Genomic DNA, 22,477 nt, shown 5'->3' on the forward strand with positions numbered 1-22,477 from the left:
CGGCGAGCGCGGCGGTATCGGCGGCCGTCAGCGCGAACGCGGCGCGCGGCAGCCCGCCCGCGAGGGCGGCGCACGCGACGATCGCGACGGCGGCTCGGCGAAAGCGTGTAGGCATCGGGAAATCCTGTCGGGCGTGGAAGGCGGATGCGGGCGGCGATGCGCGGGCGCTTGCGGTGCGTCGGCAAGCGCGCCCGGTACAGCGGCGCCTGCAAGCGGGCGGAGCATCGCGCCGGTGCGCGACGCCCCGCGTCGCGTCAGGCGAGCGCCGTGCGCTGCCGGCGCAGGAACGCCGGGATCGACGTGACGATGTCCGGCTTGCCCTGGTTACCCGCGATGTACGGGCTCCACGGTTGCGCGCGCACGGCCGTCTTCGTCTTCCACACGACGTTGAACTGCCCGTCGCCGCGGATCTCGCCGATCATCACCGGCTTGTGCAGGTGATGGTTGCCGTCCATCGCGAGCGTGAAGCCCGACGGCGCGGCAACCGTCTGGCCGATCATCGCGACACGCACCTTGTCGACGTCGGTGCTCTTCGCCTTCTCGACGGCCTGCTTCCACATGTGGATGCCCACATAGGTCGCCTCCATCGGGTCGTTGGTCACGCGCTTCGCGCCGCCCGGCAGGTTGTTCGCCTTCACCCATGCGGCGAACTGGTCCTTGAACTTCGTGTTGGTCGGGTTCTTCACCGACATGAAGTAATTCCACGCGGCGAGGTGGCCGACGAGCGGCTTCGTGTCGATCCCGCGCAGTTCCTCCTCGCCGACCGAGAACGCGACGACCGGCACGTCGGTCGCCTTGATCCCCTGGTTGCCGAGCTCCTTGTAGAACGGCACGTTCGAGTCGCCGTTGATCGTCGAGATCACGGTCGTCTTGCCGCCCTGCGAGAAGTTCTTGATGTTCGCGACGATGGTCTGGTAATCGCTGTGGCCGAACGGCGTGTAGACCTCCTGAATGTCGGCGTCCTTCACGCCCTTCGATTTCAGGAACGCGCGCAGGATCTTGTTGGTCGTGCGCGGATACACGTAGTCGGTGCCGAGCAGGAAGAAGCGCTTCGCGCTGCCGCCTTCCGCGCCCATCAGGTACTCGACGGCCGGGATCGCCTGCTGGTTCGGCGCCGCGCCCGTATAGAACACGTTGCGCGACATTTCCTCGCCTTCGTACTGCACCGGGTAGTAGAGCAGCCCGTTCAGCTCCTCGAACACCGGCAGCACCGACTTGCGCGACACCGACGTCCAGCAGCCGAACACGCACGCGACCTTGTCCTGCGTGAGCAGCTGGCGCGCCTTCTCGGCGAACAGCGGCCAGTTCGACGCGGGATCGACCACCACGGGCTCGAGCTTGCGGCCCATCACGCCGCCGCTCTTGTTGATGTCGGCGATCGTCATCAGCGCGGTGTCCTTCAGCGACGTCTCCGAGATCGCCATCGTGCCCGACAGCGAGTGCAGGATGCCGACCTTGATCGGGCCGGTGCCCGCATCGGCCGCGTGCGCGAACGGGCTCTTGCCCGCGAGCGCAAGCGCGCCGGCCATCGAACCGAACTTCAACAGACTGCGACGTTTCATCGGGTTCCCCTTGACGTGTTGGATATGCGTGCGCCTTGACGGCGTCGGCCAACAGATAACGCAAGGCATGTGCCAGTCGTGCGGATGCACGCCCGGCGTGCCTGCGCGGGGCAGGGTGGGGCGCCGGGACGGGGCACATGACGCGTCGTGCAGCATGCGCGGTCCGTCGCGGTGCAGGGTCGCGGGCGGAAATGGTGCACGGTCGGGGTTCCCCGTTCCGGTGCCTGCGTGCGGTGCGGGAACGGTCGTGCACCATGACTTCACGCCAAGCGGGGTGGGGCGGCGCGGGACCGTCGCAGGTCAGACGACGCCGAGACGAACCGGAGCGGGAAAGAAAAACGGGCGCGCCATGCGCGCCCGTTCGGCGGGTCGGTATGACCGGCGGCGATGTGCCGGCCGGTGCGGCGGCGCGCGATGCGCCACCGGCGGGATCAGTAGCGCGGGACGGACGGATCGACGTCGCGCGACCACGCGTCGATCCCGCCTTGCAGGTTGTACAGCTTCGTGAAGCCGCGCGACTCGAGGAACATCGCGACCTGCGCGCTGCGCATCCCGTGATGGCACACGCAGACGATTTCCGCTTCGTCGTCGAGCTCTTCGCTGCGCGCGGGAATCTGCTGCATCGGGATCGACACGCTGCCGGCGATGTGCGCGGTCGCGATTTCCCACGGTTCGCGCACGTCGAGCACGACCGGCGCGGGGCGCGCCTTGTCGCCGAGCCATTCCGCGAGCATCGCGGCGGTCAGGATCTGCATGGAGGCTCCGCTGCTCAGAACTTGAAGCGCGACGGCTCGATCGCGTTGACGAGGTGGTCGATGTAGGTTTCGAACACGTCGGCGACGCGGTACTGCTTGTCGTCGATGCGCGTGATGATCTGCGCCTTCATCACCGGACGGCCGCCGACGAATGCCGACAGGCGGCCGCCGACCTTCAGCTGCTCGAGCATTTCCTGCGGCACGACGGGCAGGCCGCCCGCGACGCAGATCACGTCGTACGGCGCCTTGCCGGCCCAGCCGCGCGAACCGTCGCCGAGGACGACTTCCGCGTTGGTCACGCCGTCGTTGCGCAGGTTGTCTTCCGCGAACTTCGCGATGGCCGGATCGATCTCGACGGCCGTCACGTGCCGGGCGCGATGCGCGAACAGCGCGGCCAGGTAGCCCGAACCGGCGCCGATCACGAGCACGTTCTCGTGCTTCTTGACGGCCAGCTCCTGCAGCACGCGCGCTTCGACGCGCGGGAACAGCATCTTGCTGGTGCCGCCCGGCAGCGGCAGTTCGAGGTCGGCGAACGCGAGATCGCGGTATTCGGCCGGAACGTAGTTTTCACGCTTGACGATCGACAGCAGGCCCAGGACGTCGAGATCCAGCACGTCCCACGGCCGGATCTGTTGTTCGATCATGTTGAAACGCGCGTTTTCGATATTCATGGTGTGGTCACGCAGCCTGGTCGGCCATCAGCGGGGATAGAGAAACTTCGTGATTGTACCAAACGGGGCGGCTGCAAAGCCTTCAGGCGGCCTGCAACAGACCTTTACCCCTTGCTCTTCCTGATCTGCGCCTCGAAGGCGAGGTCGAGCTTGCTCGCCTTGCGCGGCTTTTTGGGGCCGAATTCGTCGACGAACTTGACGAACTCGTCGAGCGGCAGCGGCTCGCAGCGCTTCTCGGCGGTGCCGCCGGAGCGGTCGACGAGATAGAACAGGCCGCCCGCCATTGCGACGGCCGCGAAATGCGGGTTGCCGGAGCGGGTCTTCAGGCGTTCGACCGCGTGGGTCGCTTTGGTGGTGCGCATCGTGCGGATTCTGGCGGGGCGTAAGCCCCACACTGTATCAAACCGGCCGCCCGCATGCGCCCGGCCGGCGCCCGGCCGACCCTAGACCGTGCGTGAATACCGCTGCTGCTGCGTTTGCCCGAGGTACGCGTCGAACGCCATCGCGATGTTGCGCACGACCATCCGGCCGGCCGGATGGATCGTCAGGCGGTCGCCCGCGATCGTCAGCAGCCCGTCGCGCTCGAACGGGCGCAGCGCGTCGAGTTCGCGCGCGAAATGATCGGCGAAGCGGATGCCGTGTGCGGCCTCGACATGCGAGAACGGCAGTTCGAGGTTGCACATCAGCTGCGTGATCACGTCGCGGCGCAGCCGGTCGTCGGGCGTGAGCCGTACGCCGCGCGCGATCGGCAGCCGGCCCGCGTCGAGCGCGGCGCCGTAGGCGGGCAGGTCCTTCGCGTTCTGCGCGTAGACGTCGCCGACCTTGCCGATCGACGACACGCCGAAACCGACGAGGTCGGTATCCGCGCGCGTGCTGTAGCCCTGGAAATTGCGTTGCAGCGTGCCGTTGCGCTGCGCGCGCACGAGTTCGTCGGACGGCCGCGCGAAGTGGTCCATCCCGATGTACACGTAGCCGGCCGACGTCAGCATGTCGATCGCGAGGCCGAGCAGCGCGATGCGCGTTTCCGGCGGCGGCAGCGTCGCATCGTCGATCTGCCGCTGCATCTTGAACAGGTGCGGCATGTGCGCGTAGCCGAACACCGACAGCCGGTCGGGCGCGAGTTCGATGATCGTTTCCAGCGTGCGCGCGAAGACGGCAACGGTCTGGTGCGGCAGCCCGTAGATCAGGTCGACGCTCACCGAATGAAACCCCGTCGTGCGCGCGGCGGAGAGCAGGTCGGCCGTCATCGCGCGCGGCTGGACACGGTTGATCGCCTGTTGCACGGCCGGGTCGAAATCCTGCACGCCGAGGCTCAGCCGGTTGAAGCCGATATTGCGCAGGTGGACGAGCGTGGCGGGCGTGACCGTGCGCGGATCGATCTCGATCGAGAATTCGGCGTCGGCATCCGGCGCGAGCGCGAAGTGCTCGCGCGTGGCCGCCATCAGCTCGGCCGTTTCGTCGTCGGACAGGAAGGTGGGCGTGCCGCCGCCCCAGTGCAACTGCGTGACCGGGCGTGCGGGATCGAACAGCGCGGCCTGCAGCGCCATCTCGCGCTTGAGCTGCTCGAGATACGGGCGCGCGCGGCGGCGGTTGTTGGTCGCGATCTTGTTGCAGCCGCAGTAGAAGCATGCGGTGTTGCAGAACGGGATGTGGAAGTACAGCGACAGCTCGCTCGACGAGGCGCCGGGGTCGCTCGCCGCGCGGAGGTAGTCGGCCGGGTCGAAATCGTCGCGGAACTGCAGCGCGGTGGGGTACGACGTATAGCGCGGCCCGTTCGCGCCGTATTTCGCGAGCAAATCGGGACGGAACATTGAGTCGGCAGAACCGGAACGCATGATGGTCTCGCGCTTTTTAGATGCTTTCGAGTATATAAACGCGCGATTGAGCTGCATTGTGTAATAACGTCGCAGCCGGCGATGGCACAATGCGGGGTGGGGCTGCCGGCACCGCGTCCGGTTGCCGCACCGTTTTTTGTTGTTCGTTCGAGAGAGCCGAGTGTCCGTCGAAATGCCTGTCCGCCCGGCGCCTGCCGATGTCCCGCCGCCGCATGCGTGCCGCGAGGGCTGCGGCGCGTGCTGCATCGCGCCGTCGATTTCCAGCCCGATTCCGGGCATGCCCGACGGCAAGCCGGCCGGCGTGCGCTGCGTGCAGCTCGGCGACGACCTGCGCTGCCGGATCTTCGGCCGCCCCGAGCGGCCCGCGTGCTGTTCCGGGCTGCAGCCTGCCGCGGACATGTGCGGCGCGTCGCGCGACGACGCGCTCGCGTGGCTCACGCGTCTCGAAGCCGCGACGCGGCCGTCGCAACCAGGAGAGTGTTCAGCATGACCGCACCTTGCGCGCCCGGCCGGCGCCGTTTCCTCGCCGCAACCGTCGGCGCCATCGGCGTGACGCTGTCGCTCGCCGCTTGCGCGTCGACCTTCCCGTTCATCCCCGATCACTACACGTTCTCGCGCGGCGACGTGCAGAAGGCCGTCGCCCGCAAGTTCCCGTACCAGAAGACGGTCGCGCAGGTCGTCGACGTGTCGCTCGCGAACCCGGCCGTCAACCTGCTGCCCGACCAGAACCGCGTCGCCGTGCAGCTCGACGCGCATTTCGCGAGCCCGTTCCTGCGCGCGCCCGTCAGCGGCAAGTTCACCGTGTCGGGCCAGCTTGCTTACGACGCACCGAGCCGTTCGGTGGTGCTGAAGTCGCCGGCCGTCGACAGCCTCGCGCTCGACGGCGACGCGCAGATGTACGCGCAACAGGTCGGCGCGGCCGCGGGCCTGCTCGCGACGCAGTTGCTGACCAACTATCCGATCTACACGTTCAAGCCCGAACAGCTGCAATTTGCCGGGGTGAACTACGAACCCGGTACAATTACGATTCTTACAAACGGCATACGCGTGGCGATCGTCGAAAAGTGACGACGAACCGCGCCCGGCCGGAGGGGGGCCGCGCGTGGAAGAGTGGCCCATTCATTCGACCATTTCGGAGTTGGGCCACGGATGGACTGGATCCTGATCTGCAAGGCTTTGATCCTCGGCGTCGTCGAGGGGCTGACGGAATTCCTGCCGGTGTCGAGCACCGGTCACCTGATCGTCGCGGGCAGCTTCCTGAATTTCAACGATTCGCACGCGAAGACTTTCGACGTCGTGATCCAGTTCGGGGCGATTCTCGCGGTCTGCTGGGAATACCGGCAACGGATCGCGTCCATCGTATCCGGGCTGCCCAGCCGGCCCGATGCGCGGCGCTTCACGCTGAACGTCGTGATCGCGACGATTCCCGCGATCGCACTCGGCCTCCTGCTCGAGAAGAAGATCAAGGCGGTGCTGTTCTCGCCGGTACCCGTCGCGTTCGCGCTCGTCGTGGGCGGGGCGATCATCCTGTGGGCCGAGGCGCGGCAGCGCGAACGCAGCGAGCCGCCGCGCGTGGTGTCGGTCGACGCGCTGACCCCGCTCGATGCGCTCAAGGTCGGCATCGCGCAGTGCTTCGCGCTGATTCCCGGCATGTCGCGCTCGGGCTCGACGATCATCGGCGGGATGCTGTTCGGTCTCGACCGGCGCGTCGCCACCGAATTCTCGTTCTTCCTCGCGATTCCGATCATCTTCGGCGCGACACTCTATGAAACCGTCAAGGACTGGCAGGCGTTCACCGTCGATTCGCTCGGCCTGTTCGCGCTTGGCCTCGTCGCCGCGTTCGTCAGTGCGTTCGTGTGCGTGCGCTGGCTGCTGCGCTACGTCGCGACGCACGATTTCACGGTGTTCGCGTGGTACCGGATCGCGTTCGGGCTGTTCGTGCTGCTGGTCGGGTACAGCGGCTGGCTGAACTGGGCGTGACGCGGCACGGAGGCGGGCGCGCCTCCAATGAGAAAAGCCCGATCGGCAGATAACCGATCGGGCTTTTTTTATCCGGATCCGGGCGGCCTGCGCCGCCGCAGCGGGAAGGCTCAGCCGGCGCGCTTGCGGAACACCAGGTCCCACACGCCGTGGCCGAGGCGCAGCCCGCGCCGTTCGAACTTCGTGACCGGGCGGTAGTCGGGGCGCGGGGCGTAGTCGGCGGCGGTGTTTTCGAGCGTCGGTTCCGCGCCGAGCACTTCCAGCATCTGCTCGGCGTAGTTCTGCCAGTCGGTCGCGCAGTGAATGTATGCGCCGGGCTTCAGGCGCGACGCGAGATGCGCGACGAGCGGCGGCTGGATCAGCCGGCGCTTGTGGTGGCGCGCCTTGTGCCACGGGTCGGGGAAGAAGATGTGCACGCCGTCGAGACTTTCCGGCGCAAGCATGTGCTCGAGCACCTCGACCGCGTCGTGCTGGATGATGCGGATGTTCGGCAAATCCTGCTCGCCGATCAGCTTCAGCAGCGCGCCGACGCCCGGCTCGTGCACTTCGACGCCGAGGAAGTCGTCGCCGGGGCGGTTCGCGGCGATTTCCGCCGTCGATGCGCCCATCCCGAAGCCGATCTCGAGGATGCGCGGCGCGCTGCGGCCGAACACCGCATTCCAGTCGGGCAGCTCCGGCGCATACGGCACCACGAAGCGCGGGCCGAGTTCGTCGAGCGCGCGGCGCTGGCCGGTCGACACGCGGCCGGCGCGCGTCACGAAGCTGCGGATGCGGCGGTGGTGCAGCGGATTGACGGCGTCGGCGCCTTCGGCGGCTTCGTCGGGAATGGCGTCGTCGTGCGGCGGCAGGCCGGCTTCGTTCGGATCGTCGTGCATCATCGGTACAGAGAAAGGCTCGGTTGCGGGCGAGGGCCCGTTGCGCGCAGCAGTGCGCCGGGTGAACCGGCACATGGTACAAAAAAGCCGCCTTCGACGAGGCGGCTTTTGCGCAGGCTGCGATGCAGCCGGAAAGTGGAGCGGGCGATGGGAATCGAACCCACGTCATCAGCTTGGGAAGCTGAGGTAATGGCCATTATACGACGCCCGCAGAACGCGTGATTCTACAGGGGTTTGGGTGGGGATGGCAAGCGGGAGGTTCGGGTCGCTGGTATCGAAACTGGCATGGCTCGGCGGCGAAACAGTGGCGTCGCTGGCGGGTATTTGCATTCGCTGCAAGATGCAACGATGACCAGGGCCGGCTGCTCGGACTGGTTTCCGCCCTCGCCATTTGCGCCTCAGCAAGCGCAGCCCTACTGCAATGCTCCTCCAGTGGTAGGATCGCCGGAAAAAACGGGGAATGCGATGAAACACGACAAATGGCTAATTGCGCTGCTAACGCTCGCTGCCGTAGCCGGTACGAGTGTGTATTGTCACTATCCAGCCACGGACGCCGCAAGTGCGGCTGCTTGGGTGCAGGCCGCGGGGTCAATCGGTGCGATCCTCATCGCAATCTGGGTTGCTAACAAGCAATATCGAGATACCCGAGAGGCTGAGGTGCGGCATGCGGCCGACGACGCCCGGAAAGAGTTGGCGGAGACACTGGCTTTCGTGCAGGCGATAAGAGAAGAGATTAATGCAATTTGGGAAGGCTACAACGTAGGCGTTCGCCAGCAGCTACTGGCTGTACCGGAGGGCGGATTCTTCGACGTAATATTTCCGGTCACCACGGAAGCATTCACGGTGTATAACCGAGCGTCCTCGCAGGTTGGTAAGATCGCGGATGAAGAACTGAGACGCTTGATTATCGTGACCTACGCTAAGGCCAAGGGGCTGATCTACTCTTTTCAGTTAAATAATCATCTTGTAACGGACTTGATGAATTTTGATGTGTCTTATCATGGTCAAGACCGGGACGCACGCATTCGCCGGAAGCACGCCATACTTGTTCAATACGCTGAACAATTGAAGAATCGCGATAGGCTGGTGCACGAATCGATGATTGCTTTGTTGCAACGGGGTGATGAGTGGCTACGTTCCGAACGGTAATCAACGTCGTTTAGACGATCAAGTCTTTAGTTGAGCTCTTTGCTGTGCCGACTGCGGAACTGCCAAGAGAAGTCGGTGCATGAGCGATACTCAACACTACGGCGATTTTGTTTCCCAGTCCCCTTGCTCGGATGTGATCAACACGTGGTTGGCGGATGTATCACGATGCGAAGTGGCTGTTTTTGCCGAGGGGGAATCACGTTCACGGGTGTCGGGCTGAAATCGCGGTGATTGGTGGGGCAGTACACCGGCGAGATGTTCACGGGAAACCAACTCCTTGGACGTGAAGCAGGCTGCGGATCCAAATCGTCAAGATTCAGGATTATTTCGTCAGCGTTGAGCGGCACCATCGGCTCACTGCCAGGTGGCAGGTGAACCGAGGAGGAATCCAGCATGGAAAAGCACGATCTCGACAACCACGCCGATCAACTGAACCCGAACAACGACGCCTATTGGCAGTCTCGTGGCGAGGACGAGCGGCCGGACGACTGGGAAGAACGCTTGGCTGATGAGTAAAAAAAGTTAGGCGCTCTGACCCGATGCACCCACCGTCGCGGCTTCCATCAAGTGTTGGCGGTGGGCCAGGTAGTCGTCTCGGTCGAGGAGCAGGACGCTGCGGTGCTGTCCTCGCTTCTTCCAAGTGACGCAGCACGTCTCAAGCATGATGGCTGCGAAATACAGCGGCATGGGAATCGGAGGGGGATGCTGCTGGCGTTTTGGCGTGCAGCATGCCTCCAACCAAAATCGCGCGAAGTCTGCAGCGGTCATTGCCTTCTGCCCAGATCTCCACTGTGCCAAAAGGCCAGCGGACACGGAAGTGGTCCAGCACGCCACCTCCTTCCAGGACGGTCGTTTGCGCGGCCACTGGCCATTACGCCAGCGGTAGATCAGGCGAACACTGAAGTCCAGCAGCAGCGCTACTGGCAATTCGACCAAACCGCGCCGGCTTGGTCGGCCCGTCTCGACGGCGGCACGAGGGGACAGGCGCGGAAACAATCGGGTTACCACCGAGCCATCGATGGAATCTGACCAGACCGGGCCGAGGTATCTCTGCATGCAGATATCAAAGATCGCTAGCAGGGAGATTAAGCAATGTACGCCGATCAGAGCGATGAGGGGTGTTGCCTCCTCCCACGATGAGGTCTGGGCGAGTTCCGCAAGCGCTTGTCGCTCAGAATAATCTGCCACGAGTTGGCCTTCCGCACGGTCAAAGTGCTCAGCGTCGAAGACGGAACAATCACGTAATATCCGCCCAATTTGGACAGGCGGCAAACCGTTGCGATACGCATGTTCCAGATTCCAGATCAGTCTGTCGATCTCGATGGCATGAGAGATGGCCTCTTCGCCGCCGCCAAATCCGTAAAAGACAGCATAAGTAAAATCGGCGTAGGCGGTCGGAAAGTCTGAGCGAAGGCTGGGGAACCCGGCCTCGAACTCCGCAATTTCCTCGGGTTTCCATTGCTTGCGGCGGAGCTGCGATCGCATATTTGCGATGCGACGTTGCATCGCGCGATCGAGGGTGGACTGACGCTGCACCCCTAGCCGCAGCTGCGATCTCGATAGTCCCGTGGTGTGCTGGATAAAGGATGCCCCGGACATATTGTGAGCACGGGCAAGCACCTTTAGATATGCTTGGCATAGCACATCCGCAGGCGTCATTCCGGCGAAGTATTGACGTACCTCAGCGATCGATTTCGGCTCTTTAAGCTTTCTATGCAGGATCCGCAACGGTGGGTTAAGTGAGGGACTGGTCTTCATTGCGTTCGCGTGTCGACATGCTCGAATGGGACTACACGTTTATGATAAACAGATTGGAGATCGTGCGGCCGCCAGTTCTGACATTTTCGCGAACCGTCCGTAGTTGAAAGCTGTCCGCGCGTTGCGCTGATTGTGGAGGTGCCGAGATAGTCGTCGTATGGACGACATTCAACGCCGCGACGATTTCCCACCGCTGACCATCGAGCAGATTCGCGAACTGGCTATGGCAGTTCGCGAAGATTCCGACAGCGATCTTTCTCGAGCAGATTTCACCGAAAATTTGTTGATGCTCCTCGAAGATATCCCAGGATTCGAGATGGATCAGGTGAGTGCGAGGCTCATCGAATCCACGTGGGCGATATACACCAGCAGTTGGCGCAAATTCTGAACCTTCTATTCGCGTTCCAGTTCAGCGACCTTTCCATAGAGTGTTTCTCGATGCGCGGAAGCGTCTTCCGAGAAGTGAAGGCGCCGATGGCAGTTGGGGCAAACGGCAACCGCATTCGTCACCGTATCTGATCCGCCGTCCGCCAGCTTTCGGAGATGATGGACTTCGAGAAATGGGAAGCCGTCAGCGCCGATAAACGGAGCCGGCTGGTCACACGCCTCGCAAGTTGCCTCCGCCCGGTCAAGCACCCAAGCCTTGACCTGCGGATTCCGGACGAAGCTGGTAGTTGTCGAATTGGTCCTCTCGGGCGTCTTGCTTCCATCCGGGCGTTCTTTCAGCGTCCTGCGGAGCTTGGCTACGACCACAGTCTCGGCAGCCCGGGGTGATTCCTGTCGGCCCTCCAATTCGCCGATGAGCGCTTCCATCTGCCCTGCGACCTTCACCCCGACATTCTTTGCGGGTGGCAGTCCTTTGATCCAGTCTCGCCCCATGAGTGCCAGGACGTAGGAGATGTTCTGCATCCGGTACTCGCAAGATTTTTCTGTTCGACCGATCTGGGCAGCGAGATCTCGATAGACCTGCCTTTTCACAACTGGTTGACCTTCGCGGAACCGACGTGCCATGTCGAGATACGCGGCGGCTGAGGCCCGCAACTCTGCTTCGGTCCAATCAGATTCAAGTTTGCTTTCCAGTAGGTTGTCCAGGCTGGCAGCCGACTCAGGAGTTAGCTCTCGAACAGCGCGCATTGCCTGGCCGTTCACGGTGCCATCCTCGTTGAGGGCGATCGCCTTTTCCTTACCGGTTGACGTGAGAAACCGCAGTGAGGTGGTCAAATCATCTGGTACTGGCCGGATCAGCAGGGGAGTTGATGACCCCTTCTCCGCAATCAGATATTCAGGCGCATCCCAGGTAGCTGAAGCAGGCTTACCTTGTTCGGCCGTGACGATCACCTCTTTTGCGGTAAATGCCCCGAGCAAACGTAGCTGTCCCTTCAAGATGTTTGTTACGTAGACGCGGCTGCCGTTCTCGATTTTTCCTTTGTACCCCGATCCGCCAGCGGCTCGAATAGGGTTGCCTTCGCCGATGCCGATCCAACCATCTGGGGTCCAGTAGATCGTAAATGCTTTTGTCAATTTGTTTTTTCGTTCGATGCACGTGTCGGACTGGTTCAAGTCCACTAGACGATCGAGATTTTAGCGGGATCTTTGCGATGACACTGCGGAACTGCCGGGAAGGTCGGTGCATGGGCGACTTCCGACACCACGACGATTTCGTTTCCAAGTCCTCTGGCTCGGACGTGGTCAACACATGGTTGGCTGATGTATCACGATGCGAAGGGGCTGGCTTTGCCGAAGGAGCACGTTCATGGACGTCGGACTGAAATCAAAGCGATTGGTGGGGTAGTACACCGGCGACATGTTCGCGGGAAGCCAACTCCATGTGCGCGAAGCAGGTCAAGGTTGTTTGGGTGGCTGGCAAACGGCTTTGCATTCCCGACGGCGGCCCGTCCCGATGCGCCAGTGCATGAGCGGGCCGACCGCATCGTCAGGCGGCACCGCAACGCCAACACCGAACGAAAAGCGGCGGTCGTGTGCTTCCCCGCAGGCCGGTGTCGAAAATAGACGAGTCGGTGTCGGAAGCATGCAAGTCCCGACCACGCTTTCGCACTAACGTGACAAGCCTCTTACACGAACGTTAGTCTGGAGCTGACATGTCCGATTTCATCACCGTTTTGCGCGAAACCTGCCCGACGCCGGTCCTTGACGCGACCAAGTGGAAGCGTATCGGCGGCGATCCGCACACCGTGAACCTCAACGCGTACCTCTCCAAGGACGGCAGCAAGATCATGGGTACCTGGATCTGCACGCCGGGCAAGTTCGAGGTGAACTACGAGAAATGGGAGTACTGCCACTTCCTCGATGGCTACTGCATCATCACACCGGAAGGCGAGGAGTCGGTGCACCTGAAAGCCGGCGACGTGTTCGTGATCGAACCCGGCATGAAAGGGACCTGGGAAGTGGTGGAGACGGTGCGCAAGTACTTCGTCTTCGCCTGAGCGCGCCGGTAGATTCGAGCCACGCATACCGTCGTCGTCCGGATACCTTCGAGATTCGCGCCCTCCGGGCGACGGCACGTTTTCGCGCGACTGCGTGGCCGATGCGGTGTGCGCCGTCAAATCGCCAGCCCCGGCGATGCGTTCAACCGCGTGCTCGTTCAAGCCGGCACACACTGGCGCATTCCGTCCAGGCGGTGCGCCGGCCGATTCGAAAAGGCGATCGCCGCGCCGGCCTGCGCGTCATCGCCCAAACCCCTATGATGCAGCGATCCGCCCACCGTTCCGGTCGCATCGCGTACGTCGTTCGCTTGCGCCGGTCGCCACTCCCGGAACCCCGACCATGCGTATCACCGACATCCGCGAACGCACGATTCCCGTCTCCCGCTATGCCGACCCGGCCATTCCATCCGGCGGCCTGACGACGAGTGTCGTCGCGCTCACCACCGACGTCGTGCGTGACGGCCGCCCCGTGACGGGCTACGGCTACGCATCGGTCGGCCGCTTCGCGCAGGGCGGCCTGATCCGCGAACGATTCGCGCCGCGCCTGCTGGCCGCCGCCGACGCGCTCGCCGACGAAGCCGGCACGAACCTCGACCCGTTCCGCGCGTGGCACGCGATGATGGCCGGCGAAAAGCCCGGCGGACACGGCGAACGCTGCGTGGCGATCGGCGCGCTCGACATGGCGATCTGGGACGCCGCCGCGAAAATCGCCGACCTGCCGCTCAATCGCTTTCTGGCCGACCGGCTTGGACGCACGGCGGCACCGCGCGTGCGTGTGTACGCGGGCGGTGGTTATCGTTATCCGCACGACGATCTCGCGCGTCTGTCGGACGAGATGCGCCGCATTGCCGACCTTGGCTACACGCACGCGAAGATCAAGATCGGTGGCGCGGACGTCGCTCAGGACAGCAGGCGCATCGAAGCGGCCGCCACGCAGTTGGCGGACAGTTCGCATCTCGCGGTCGACGCGATGAACACGTACGACGCGACGACCGTCGATATTGCCGTCGCGATGCTCGAGCCGTTCGGCCTCTGGTGGTTCGAGGACATCTGCGATCCGCTCGACTTGCCGCTCCAGGCGGACGTCGCCACGCGCTACGCGCCGCCGATCGCGGCCGGCGAAGCGCTGTTCTCGCTCGCGGAAGCGAAGCTGCTCGACCGCTACGGCGGCCTGCGTCCCGACCGCGACGTGCTCGTGTTCGACCCCGTGCATTGCTACGGGCTGCCGGGATACCTGCAGATCGTCGAGCACTTCGCATCGCGCGGCTGGCGGCGCGACGCGTTCTGGCCACATGGCGGCCACCTGTTCTCGCTGCACGTCGTCGCTGCGCTCGGGCTCGGCGGTGCGGAAGTCAATCCGTTCGCGTTCGATCCGTTCAGCGGGCTCGCCGATGGCGCAACCGTCGACGCAGGTTATGCGCGCACGCCGCAGGCACCGGGCATCGGTTTCGAGCGGCATGCCGGCGCGCATCGCGCGTTTCGCGCGGTATCGGGCCGCTGACACCCAAAGCGCTAAAGCGCGTCGATCGCGAAACGCATCGCGAAGCCGAGCATCATCGCCGCGACGAACAAATCGAGCACGCGCCACGCCAGCGTACGGGCAAACCACGCGCGGCACGCGCGTGCGCCATAGGCGAGCATCAGGAACCACGCGAGCGAAGCCGCCATCGCGCCGAACGCGAACGGCGCGCGTTCGGTGGGCGCGTGACTCACGATCACGGTGCCGAGCAGCAGCACGGTATCGATCCACGCATACGGATTGAGCAGCGACACCGCGGCCGTCGCGAGCAGCGTGCGCGACAGTGCGGGGGCGTGGCGCGCGTGTGGATCGTCGACGTGCTCCGGCTGCCGCCGCCGGATCGCCGAGCGCAGCGCGAGCAGGCCATAACCGGCGAGATAGGCGATACCGGCCCACAGCGCGGCCGATACCACACCGGGATGCCGTGACAGCAGTGCAGACAACCCCTGCGCGCCGAGCGCGATCAGCAGCGCGTCGCTGCCTGCGCAGACGAGGGCGATGGAGAGGAGATGGGGGCTCGAGATCGAGCGCTTGATGACGAAGGCGTCCTTGGGGCCGACCGACGTGAACAGGCCGGCGCCAAGCAGCAGGCCTTCGATGAAGGCAGAGGTGTCGAGCACGAGCGGGCCGACAACCTCTTAAGCTGAACCGGTGATGGTTACGATGAACGAAACGTTAAGGGCCGCGCGGGGGCGTTGTCAATGCCCCTGGCGCCCATGCGTCGACGACCGGCCCGCCACCGGTCAGTGCGTCGCCGCCTCGCCGAGGTTGAGCGCGACGAGCGCACAAACGGTCAGCGCGATGCCGGCGAGCTTCAGCGACGACACCGATTCGTCGAAGCAGACGATGCCGATCACGGCCGTGGCCGCCGTGCTGGCGGCGGCCCAGCTCGCGTACGCGAGCCCCATTTCGAGCCGCTTCGTCGCGAGCGCCATCAGCCAGACGGCGCACGCATAACAGACGACGGTGAGCGCGGACGGGAGCGGGCGGGAAAAGCCGGCCGAGTATTTGAGGCCGACGGAGCCGAGCACTTCGGCGAGGACACTGACGCCCAGCAGAAGCCAGGCAGACTGGAGCGGGGACACGAACGGCCTCCTTCCCCCGACGCTTATACCGAGCGGCGAGGAGAAGTGGAGGTGTCAGCGGTACCCAGAACGAAAGCAGCTTAGTACGCGCGGAAGGGCAATACAAGGCATGCGCGCGCCAGTCATGCGCGGTCGGTGTTGCCGGCCGCCCACTCCGGTCGCTGCCCGAGCGTGTCGAATAGCCGGACGATCTCGGCTTTCACCTTCTGCACCGCGTTGCTGACGAGCGCCGTATCGTGCCAGCACAGCGACAGGTCGCGCGCGAACAGCCGGTGCGCGACCGTCGACAGCTTGAGCTTGCGTTCCTCGATCTCGACGTGCGCGGCGGTCCACGGCAGGATCGTCACGCCGAGCTGCGCCATCACGGCCGCGAACAGCAGCCCGGTCGAGCTCGCCTCGAAGCCGATCTCGTACGACAGCCCGGCCTCGCGCATTGCCCATTCGACACGGTTGCGGATCGTGTTCGGCGCGCTCGGCAGGACGAGCGGCATCCGTGCGATCGCGTCGAGCGGCACGGGATCGTCCGGCACCGGGAATTCGGGCCACGTGATCAGGTACAGCGTTTCCGTCAGCAGCCGGTGGATCGCGATGCCGCGCGTCTCGACCGCGTCGACGACGATCGCGAGATCGAGCCGTGCGCGTTCGAGCAGCGTGTCGAGATCGGCGCTCGGCGCCTCGATCAGTTCCAGCATGATGCCCGGGTAGCGGTCGCGCACCGCGCGGGCGAGCGGAATGGCGAGCACGCGCGCGGTGCTCGACGGCATCCCGACCGTCACGCGGCCCTGCGGCGTGTCGGCGTCGCGGCGCAGCAGCTCGCGCGTGCCGTCGGCCTGGCGCAGCAGTTCGAGCGCATGCCGGTACAGCGTGCGGCCGGCGGCGGTCGGCGCGACGCCGCGCACGCTGCGTTCGAGCAGCTGCATCCCGAGATCCTGTTCGAGATTGCGCATCTGCTGGCTCACCGCCGGCTGCGCGACATGCAGCGCTTCGCTCGCATGCGTGACGTTGCCGCATTCGACGACCTTCACGAAATAGCGCAACTGCCTCAAGTCCATCGCCGCCGCCTCCCGATTCAAGCCATAAGCCAATCCGATCGAGCAAGATGAATATCATATTTTTCCCCGATCGACGGGGTTTCTATACTCGTCTCACACAAGAGCCAGCCTGCCGGCCATCCCGGACCGGACGCGGCAAAAGCGCCGGCCCCGCCGGCAAGGAGACGAAGATGTTCAAGGCGATCGACGCGCCGGCGGCCGGCGCGAAGCCGCGGCGCACGCCGCTCACGCGCGAGCAGGTCAAGGGCTTCTGGGCCGTGTATGCGGGCTGGGTGCTCGACGGCGTGGATTCGGTGATCTACGCGCTCGTGCTGATACCCGCGCTGACCGAACTGCTGCCGGCGTCGGGCATCGCGGCGACGCCCGCGAATCTCGGGATGTACGGCTCGATCCTGTTCGCGCTGTTCCTGATCGGCTGGGGGCTGTCGTTCATCTGGGGGCCGCTCGCCGACCGCTTCGGCCGCGTGCGCACGCTCGCCGCGAGCATCCTGATCTACTCGGTGTTCACCGGCGCGGCCGCGTTCGTGCACGACGTGTGGGCACTGGCCGCGTGCCGTTTGATCGCCGGGATCGGCGTCGGCGGCGAATGGGCGCTCGCGGGCACCTACGTGGCCGAGAGCTGGCCGGAAGATCGCCGCAAGATGGGCGCCGGTTACCTGCAGACGGGCTACTACTTCGGCTTCTTCATCGCGGCGTGCCTGAACTATACGATCGGCGCGACCTACGGGTGGCGCGCGATGTTCCTGTGCGGGCTCGCGCCCGCGCTGCTCGCGGTGTTCACCGTGATGCGCGTGAAGGAGCCCGGCCAGTGGCGCCGGCACGACGCACGCGACGGCGACGTGGCCGACGCGCGGCGCGCGCATCCGCTGCGCGAGATCTTCGCGCCGGCCTTCCTGCGCCGCACGCTGACGAGCGCGAGCCTGGTCGGCGTCGCGATCGTCGGGCTGTGGGCCGGCTCCGTGTACGAGGCGAGCGCGGTCACGACGCTGGCGGCGCGTGCGGGCATCGATCACATCGGCGCGCTGCGGCTCGCGTCGATCGGCGCGGCGATCCTGTCGTGCGCGACGATCGCCGGCTGCCTGGTTGCGCCGTGGCTCTCCGAACGGCTTGGCCGGCGCACGGCGCTCGGTGTGTATTTCGCGGGCATGGCCGGTTCGATCGTGTTCGCGTTCGGCTGGGCGTTCTACCAGCCGAACGGGCTCGCGGCATTCATGGTGTCGCTCGCGTTCCTCGGTTTCTTCGGCGGCAATTTCGCGATCTTCTCGTTGTGGCTGCCCGAGCAGTACCCGACACGCGTGCGTGCCACCGCGTTCGCGTTCAACGCGTCGGTCGGCCGCTTCATCGGCGCAGGCGTGAACTTCCTGCTCGGCGCCGCGATTCACGGTTACGGATCGCTCGGCGTGCCGGTCGCATGGACCGCGGCCGCGTTCGGGCTCGGCATCCTGATCCTGCCGTTCGCGGTCGAAACGCGCCATCAGACGCTGCCCGAATGAGCGGTGCGCCGCGATCGTTCGGAAACAAGCCACACCCAGTCATCAATATCAGGAGTCCGGAATGCAGGCATTACAAGGAATCAGGGTCGTCGATCTGAGCCGCGCGCTGTCGGGGCCGTTCTGCTCGATGGTGCTCGCCGATCTCGGCGCCGACGTGATCAAGGTCGAGTCGGGGCCGCACGGCGACATGAGCCGCGCGTGGGGGCCGTTCGATCGCGGCGTGAGCACGTACTACCTGTCCTGCAACCGCAACAAGCGCGGCATCTGCGTGGATTTCCGGCAGCCGGCCGGCCTCGACGTCGTGCGCGGGCTGATCGCGCAGGCCGACGTCGTGATCGAGAATTTCAAGGCCGGCACGATGGACGCGATGGGGCTCGGTTACGCCGCGCTGAGCGCGCGCGATCCGCGGCTCGTGATGGGCAGCGTCACCGCGTTCGGCCCGCGCGGCCCGTTGCGCGACTGGCCGGGCTTCGACCAGGTCGCGCAGGGCTACGCGGGGCTGATGAGCCTCACCGGTTTTCCCGACGGCGAGCCGACCCGCACGGGCACCGCGATCGGCGATCTCAGCTCGGGGATGTGGGTCGCGACCGGTGTGGTGGCGGCGCTGTTCGAGCGCGAGCGCACGGGGCGCGGGCAGCATGTCGGCACGTCGCTGCTCGAAAGCCTCGTGTCGCTGCTGAGCGTGCACGGGCAACGCTACCTGAGCCTCGGTGACGTGCCGCGCCGCACCGGCAATGCGCATGCGGTGATCGCGCCGTACGGCGTGTTCGAGACGGCCGACGGGCCGCTCAACCTTGCGCCGATCACGACCGACATGTGGCTGCGGCTGTGCCAGTTGCTGGATCTGCCCGAACTGCCGGACGATCCGCGCTTCGCGACCAACGATGCGCGTGTCGCGCACCGTGACGAACTGAAAGCGCTGCTCGAAGGCCGGTTGCGCACGCGCGGCAAGCGCGAATGGACGCAACGATTCGTCGACGCCGGGCTGCCGGCGGGGCCGATCAACACGCTCGACGAAGTGTTCGACGATCCGCAGCTCGCGCATTGCGGGCTGGTCGAACCGGTCGCGCATCCGACGCTCGGCACGCTGCGCCAGGTCGTCACGCCGCTCGGCGGGATGGGGGACGCGGTGCCGGCGCCGCGCACGCGCCATGCGCCGCCGCTGCTCGGCGAGCATACGGTCGACGTGCTGCGCGAAGCGGGCTACGACGACGACGCGATCGACACGCTGCTGGCCGGGCGCGCGATCTTCCAGGCGGAAGCGGTGGCGGAGGCCGTGCAATGAGCGACACGACGAAACACGATGGCGCGTCGCGCGTGACGGTCGACATGGTCGGCGAACGGATCGCGCGCGTGCGGTTCGCGAATCCGGCGCGACGGCATGCGCTCGACGCGCCGTTGCTCGATGCGCTCGTCGCGCGCCTCGATGCGCTGGCCGAACACCGTCCTCCGCCCGTCGTGATCCTGTCGAACGACGGCAGCGGCGACGTGTGGAGCGCGGGGCACGATCTGCGCGAGCTGGCCGACGATCGCGATCCGCTCGCGTACGGCAAGCCGCTCGAACGGGCGCTGCGGCGCGTGCGGACTTATCCGGGCGCGGTGATCGCGGCGGTGTCGGGGTCGGCGTGGGGCGGGGCGGTCGATCTCGTGATGAGCTGCGACCTGGTGGTCGCGGCGCGCGATGCGCGTTTTGCGATGACGCCCGCGAACATCGGCCTGCCGTATTCGACGAGCGGCCTGCTGCGCTTCCACGACAACCTGCCGATCCACGTGCTGAAGGAGATGTTCTTCTGCGCGCAGCCGCTCGATGCGGAACGCGCCGCGCATCACGGGCTCGTGAACCGGCTGGCGGAAGCAGGCGGTGTCGACGAGGCGGCGCTCGATGTCGCGCGCACGATCGCCGCGAAGGCGCCGCTCGCGGTGCACGCGGTGAAGGAGCAGTTGCGCGTGCTGCAGGATGCGCGGCCGTTGCCGGCCGACGCGTTCGAACGGATCGCCGAGTTGCGCCGGCACGCGTGCGAAGGGGAGGACTTCGACGAAGGGCTGCGCGCGTTTGCGGAGCGGCGCGCGCCGGTGTTTCGCGGCGCGTAGGGCCGGCGCAAGCCCGCTATCGGCGTGAACAGGCCCGCTGCGTTCACGTGCGCGAGCGGTTCCGCGGCGCGAGGCGGCGTGCGTTACGCGCCGCCGATCGCGTGCACGCCGACGAGCAGCAGCGCGCCGATGGCGATCAACAACAGCGCATGGACGCGCGTATACATCACGCACAGCGTCGACGCGACCGCGATCGCGCGCGCGGCCCAGCCGCCGTCGAGCGCCTGCAGCAGCACCCACACCGACGCGAGGATCATGCCGGCCGCGACCGGGCGCAGGCCGCCCTCGAGCGCGATCTGCCAGCGCGCGCCCTGGTGCCGCCGCCACAGATGCGCGACGCCGTAGATCAGGAACGCCGTCGGGCCGAACAGCGCGAGCGTCGCGATCGCCGCGCCCCAGAAACCGGCCACCTGCCAGCCGATCAGCGTCGCCAGCAGCGAGCCGGGGCCCGGCGCCATTCGCGCGATCGCGAAATCGTTCACGAATTGCGTGGCGGTCATCCAGTGATGCACGTCGACCACCTGCCGCTGGATGTCGGCGATGATCGCCTGCCCGCCGCCGATCGTCGCGATCGACAGCGGCGCGAACACGCCGAACAGCGCGGCGTAGCGTTGCGATGCGGTCATCGTGTGTCGCGCCCGGCCGGTGTGGCGGCTGCGCGGCGGTATTCGAGCGCGACGCTCAGCGTGCCGCCGACCAGCACGGTCCACACCAGCGGCCAGTGCAGCACCGCAACCGACACGAAGGTGAGCGCCGTCACCGCGAACGGCAGCGCGCGGCGCGGCAACCGACGCACGGCGGTGATCGCCATCGAGATCGACAGCCCGATCGCGGCGGCCGCCGCGCCGGCGAGTGCGACGTGCGTGAGCGGAAAGCGCGTGAGGGTCGAGAACGCGATGCCGAACAACACGATCAGCACGGCCGGCGGCGCGATGATGCCGGTGAAGCCGGCCACGGCGCCGCGCCATCCGGCGAGCCGGTAGCCGATCCAGATCGCGAGGTTCTTCACGTTGACGCCCGGCAGCGCCTGCGACAGCGCGAGGCCGTTGAGGAACGCCTCCTCGTCGAGCCAGCGGCGCTCGTACACGAAGTCGCGCATCATCCGGCCGCTGAGCCCGCCGCCGAAGCTGGTCAGGCCGATCTGCGAGAACGCAATGAACAGTGCGAGGACGCCGGGCGTCGGCGCGTCGCCTGCGGGCGGCGCCGACGGGGAGGTGGCGGAGGGCGGGGGCATCGGGCGTGCAGTGCGTGGCGATGGGGTGGGCGCCCATGTTAGCAAGCGGACGCTGTCAGCACGCTGACATCGGCGAGGTGTTGGCGTGATGAAAGCACGCAGGTGATACGACGGACATATCCAGCCCATCCGCCACGGCCACGACCGACGCTACGCACGCACGACCGTCACGCCCGCCGCTTCGATCGGCTTCGTCAACGCGGCGTCGGTTTCCTTTTCGACCACCACGGTGTGCGCCAGCGTCAGCTCGCCGATCACGAACTGCGACGCCGCGCGCAGCTTCGACTGCGACGCGAGCACGACGGTCTCGGCCGCGCGTTCGGCCAGTGCGCGCTTGATCGCCGCTTCCTCGAAATCGCCGGTGCTGAGCCCCGCAACCGGGTGCACGCCCGTCACGCCCATGAAGTAAAGATCCGCGTGGATGCGCGCAATGCCTTCCATGGCCGCCGCGCCGACGGCGACGATCGAATGCTTGTAGAGCCGCCCGCCGATCAGGATCACGTCGATCGACGGATGCGCGGCGAGCGCCACCGCGACACTCGGGCTGTGCGTGACGATCGTCGCGCGCAGGTCGGCCGGCAACTGGCTGACGAGCAGCGCCGAGGTGGTGCCGCCATCGACGATCGCCACCTGCCCGGGCGCGATCATCTCCGCGGCGCGGCGCGCGATGCGCCGCTTTTCCGCCGTCTCGAGCGTTTCGCGCTGCGCGAACGGCGCAACGGCCGGCGACGCCGGCAGCGCACCGCCATGCACGCGCTGCAGCAGGCCCTCGGCGGCCAGCTCGCGCAGGTCGCGGCGGACGGTGTCTTCGGATACGCCGAATTGCGCGCTCAGCTCGACCGCCAGCACCTGGCCGTCGCGCGCGAGTGCGTCGAGGATCGCTTTCTTGCGTTGTGTCGTCAGCATCGGGTTTGCACGAATTTTCTTGAAATTGCACGAATCTGCACGTTACCATGGGTACCGTCTTTTGTCGA

The 22,477-nt window shown here is 65.9% G+C and carries 25 protein-coding genes and 1 tRNA gene; 11 read left to right on the forward strand and 15 right to left on the reverse strand.

Translation table 11 applies throughout. From position 1 onward, the window contains the following. Window positions 1-254 precede the first annotated feature (254 nt). From urtA to hemN, 5 genes are all read right to left on the reverse strand, one after another. Window positions 255-1,562 carry an urea ABC transporter substrate-binding protein gene (urtA, locus tag L810_RS03840; RefSeq protein WP_021157051.1) on the reverse strand — a complete coding sequence of 436 codons (1,308 nt, stop codon included), beginning with the start codon at window positions 1,560-1,562 and terminating at the stop codon, window positions 255-257. A gap of 431 nt (window positions 1,563-1,993) precedes the next feature. Continuing rightward, the gene (locus L810_RS03845) at window positions 1,994-2,317 is read right to left on the reverse strand and encodes a rhodanese-like domain-containing protein (RefSeq protein ID WP_011351193.1); all 324 of its coding nucleotides are present in this window, start codon (window positions 2,315-2,317) and stop codon (window positions 1,994-1,996) included. Between the two features lie 14 nt (window positions 2,318-2,331). After that, the gene (locus L810_RS03850; RefSeq protein WP_021157052.1) at window positions 2,332-2,988 is read right to left on the reverse strand and encodes a protein-L-isoaspartate O-methyltransferase family protein; all 657 of its coding nucleotides are present in this window, start codon (window positions 2,986-2,988) and stop codon (window positions 2,332-2,334) included. 104 nt (window positions 2,989-3,092) lie between these two features. Beyond that, entirely contained in the window at window positions 3,093-3,350 is a 258-nt protein-coding gene (locus L810_RS03855; protein ID WP_021157053.1) for a hypothetical protein, read from the reverse strand. Between the two features lie 81 nt (window positions 3,351-3,431). Further along, window positions 3,432-4,823, reverse strand: a complete 1,392-nt coding sequence (hemN, locus tag L810_RS03860; protein ID WP_027788157.1) for an oxygen-independent coproporphyrinogen III oxidase — start codon at window positions 4,821-4,823, stop codon at window positions 3,432-3,434. 172 nt (window positions 4,824-4,995) lie between these two features. On the opposite strand from hemN, the gene L810_RS03865 reads away from it, so the two are divergent. The 3 genes from L810_RS03865 (at window position 4,996) to L810_RS03875 (ending at window position 6,803) form a co-directional block, all read left to right on the forward strand. Next, window positions 4,996-5,313, forward strand: a complete 318-nt coding sequence (locus L810_RS03865; RefSeq protein ID WP_034195806.1) for a YkgJ family cysteine cluster protein — start codon at window positions 4,996-4,998, stop codon at window positions 5,311-5,313. Then, complete coding sequence (locus L810_RS03870; RefSeq protein ID WP_021157056.1) at window positions 5,310-5,891, forward strand: DUF1439 domain-containing protein; 582 nt, start codon at window positions 5,310-5,312, stop codon at window positions 5,889-5,891. Before L810_RS03865 ends, L810_RS03870 begins: the two co-directional genes overlap by 4 nt. Window positions 5,892-5,972: 81 nt before the next feature. Next, window positions 5,973-6,803 (forward strand): undecaprenyl-diphosphate phosphatase, encoded by an 831-nt coding sequence (locus L810_RS03875; protein WP_021157057.1) that lies wholly within the window; start codon window positions 5,973-5,975, stop codon window positions 6,801-6,803. Between the two features lie 110 nt (window positions 6,804-6,913). On the opposite strand, the gene trmB is transcribed toward L810_RS03875, so the two are convergent. Together trmB and L810_RS03885 are read right to left on the reverse strand one after the other, a co-directional pair. After that, window positions 6,914-7,681: a tRNA (guanosine(46)-N7)-methyltransferase TrmB gene (trmB, locus tag L810_RS03880; RefSeq protein WP_021157058.1), complete on the reverse strand. Its 768-nt coding sequence runs from the start codon at window positions 7,679-7,681 to the stop codon at window positions 6,914-6,916. A 133-nt stretch (window positions 7,682-7,814) separates the two neighbouring features. Beyond that, a tRNA-Gly gene (locus L810_RS03885) sits at window positions 7,815-7,889 on the reverse strand. Between the two features lie 254 nt (window positions 7,890-8,143). Here L810_RS03885 and L810_RS03890 point away from each other — a divergent pair. Next, window positions 8,144-8,827, forward strand: a complete 684-nt coding sequence (locus L810_RS03890; RefSeq protein ID WP_042973104.1) for a hypothetical protein — start codon at window positions 8,144-8,146, stop codon at window positions 8,825-8,827. Window positions 8,828-9,220: 393 nt separating this feature from the next. After that, window positions 9,221-9,343: a hypothetical protein gene (locus L810_RS48890; RefSeq protein ID WP_021157059.1), complete on the forward strand. Its 123-nt coding sequence runs from the start codon at window positions 9,221-9,223 to the stop codon at window positions 9,341-9,343. A gap of 6 nt (window positions 9,344-9,349) precedes the next feature. Here the strand turns inward: L810_RS48890 and L810_RS03895 are convergent, their stop codons facing one another. Next, window positions 9,350-10,585: a hypothetical protein gene (locus L810_RS03895; protein ID WP_155635127.1), complete on the reverse strand. Its 1,236-nt coding sequence runs from the start codon at window positions 10,583-10,585 to the stop codon at window positions 9,350-9,352. Between the two features lie 157 nt (window positions 10,586-10,742). On the opposite strand from L810_RS03895, the gene L810_RS03900 reads away from it, so the two are divergent. Continuing rightward, on the forward strand, window positions 10,743-10,973 hold the full coding sequence (locus L810_RS03900) for a hypothetical protein (protein WP_042973109.1): 231 nt from the start codon (window positions 10,743-10,745) through the stop codon (window positions 10,971-10,973). A 5-nt stretch (window positions 10,974-10,978) separates the two neighbouring features. Here L810_RS03900 and L810_RS48895 read toward each other — a convergent pair whose 3' ends face one another. Next, window positions 10,979-12,151, reverse strand: coding sequence for an HNH endonuclease (locus L810_RS48895; RefSeq protein WP_021157060.1), 1,173 nt, complete (start codon window positions 12,149-12,151; stop codon window positions 10,979-10,981). A 533-nt stretch (window positions 12,152-12,684) separates the two neighbouring features. Between L810_RS48895 and L810_RS03910 the strand changes: the two genes are divergently transcribed. Together L810_RS03910 and L810_RS03915 are read left to right on the forward strand one after the other, a co-directional pair. Continuing rightward, complete coding sequence (locus L810_RS03910; protein ID WP_027788152.1) at window positions 12,685-13,029, forward strand: cupin domain-containing protein; 345 nt, start codon at window positions 12,685-12,687, stop codon at window positions 13,027-13,029. A gap of 340 nt (window positions 13,030-13,369) precedes the next feature. Next, a complete protein-coding gene (locus L810_RS03915; protein ID WP_021157062.1) occupies window positions 13,370-14,530 on the forward strand; it encodes an enolase C-terminal domain-like protein in 1,161 nt (386 codons plus the stop codon). Between the two features lie 11 nt (window positions 14,531-14,541). On the opposite strand, the gene L810_RS03920 is transcribed toward L810_RS03915, so the two are convergent. The 3 genes from L810_RS03920 to L810_RS03930 all read right to left on the reverse strand — a co-directional run bounded on the left by L810_RS03920 (window position 14,542) and on the right by L810_RS03930 (window position 16,685). Beyond that, window positions 14,542-15,168, reverse strand: coding sequence for a LysE/ArgO family amino acid transporter (locus L810_RS03920; protein ID WP_021157063.1), 627 nt, complete (start codon window positions 15,166-15,168; stop codon window positions 14,542-14,544). Between the two features lie 123 nt (window positions 15,169-15,291). Further along, entirely contained in the window at window positions 15,292-15,633 is a 342-nt protein-coding gene (locus L810_RS03925; protein ID WP_021157064.1) for a DMT family transporter, read from the reverse strand. Window positions 15,634-15,755: 122 nt separating this feature from the next. Further along, the gene (locus tag L810_RS03930) at window positions 15,756-16,685 is read right to left on the reverse strand and encodes a LysR substrate-binding domain-containing protein (RefSeq protein WP_021157065.1); all 930 of its coding nucleotides are present in this window, start codon (window positions 16,683-16,685) and stop codon (window positions 15,756-15,758) included. 170 nt (window positions 16,686-16,855) lie between these two features. On the opposite strand from L810_RS03930, the gene L810_RS03935 reads away from it, so the two are divergent. The 3 genes from L810_RS03935 (at window position 16,856) to scpB (ending at window position 20,269) form a co-directional block, all read left to right on the forward strand. Further along, window positions 16,856-18,178, forward strand: a complete 1,323-nt coding sequence (locus tag L810_RS03935) for an MFS transporter (RefSeq protein WP_021157066.1) — start codon at window positions 16,856-16,858, stop codon at window positions 18,176-18,178. Between the two features lie 61 nt (window positions 18,179-18,239). Beyond that, window positions 18,240-19,463, forward strand: a complete 1,224-nt coding sequence (locus L810_RS03940) for a CaiB/BaiF CoA transferase family protein (RefSeq protein WP_021157067.1) — start codon at window positions 18,240-18,242, stop codon at window positions 19,461-19,463. Continuing rightward, window positions 19,460-20,269 (forward strand): methylmalonyl-CoA decarboxylase, encoded by an 810-nt coding sequence (scpB, locus tag L810_RS03945; protein WP_021157068.1) that lies wholly within the window; start codon window positions 19,460-19,462, stop codon window positions 20,267-20,269. Before L810_RS03940 ends, scpB begins: the two co-directional genes overlap by 4 nt. 83 nt (window positions 20,270-20,352) lie before the next feature. On the opposite strand, the gene L810_RS03950 is transcribed toward scpB, so the two are convergent. The 3 genes from L810_RS03950 to L810_RS03960 form a co-directional block, all read right to left on the reverse strand. Further along, on the reverse strand, window positions 20,353-20,895 hold the full coding sequence (locus L810_RS03950; RefSeq protein ID WP_021157069.1) for a chromate transporter: 543 nt from the start codon (window positions 20,893-20,895) through the stop codon (window positions 20,353-20,355). Continuing rightward, window positions 20,892-21,503 carry a chromate transporter gene (locus tag L810_RS03955; protein WP_021157070.1) on the reverse strand — a complete coding sequence of 204 codons (612 nt, stop codon included), beginning with the start codon at window positions 21,501-21,503 and terminating at the stop codon, window positions 20,892-20,894. The genes L810_RS03950 and L810_RS03955 overlap by 4 nt, the downstream gene beginning before the upstream one ends. Window positions 21,504-21,653: 150 nt before the next feature. After that, window positions 21,654-22,409 (reverse strand): DeoR/GlpR family DNA-binding transcription regulator, encoded by a 756-nt coding sequence (locus L810_RS03960; protein WP_021157071.1) that lies wholly within the window; start codon window positions 22,407-22,409, stop codon window positions 21,654-21,656. Window positions 22,410-22,477: the final 68 nt, after the last annotated feature.

Origin of the sequence: Burkholderia sp. AU4i (genome assembly GCF_000466765.1) — a bacterium.
Taxonomy (GTDB): Bacteria; Pseudomonadota; Gammaproteobacteria; order Burkholderiales; family Burkholderiaceae; genus Burkholderia; species Burkholderia cepacia.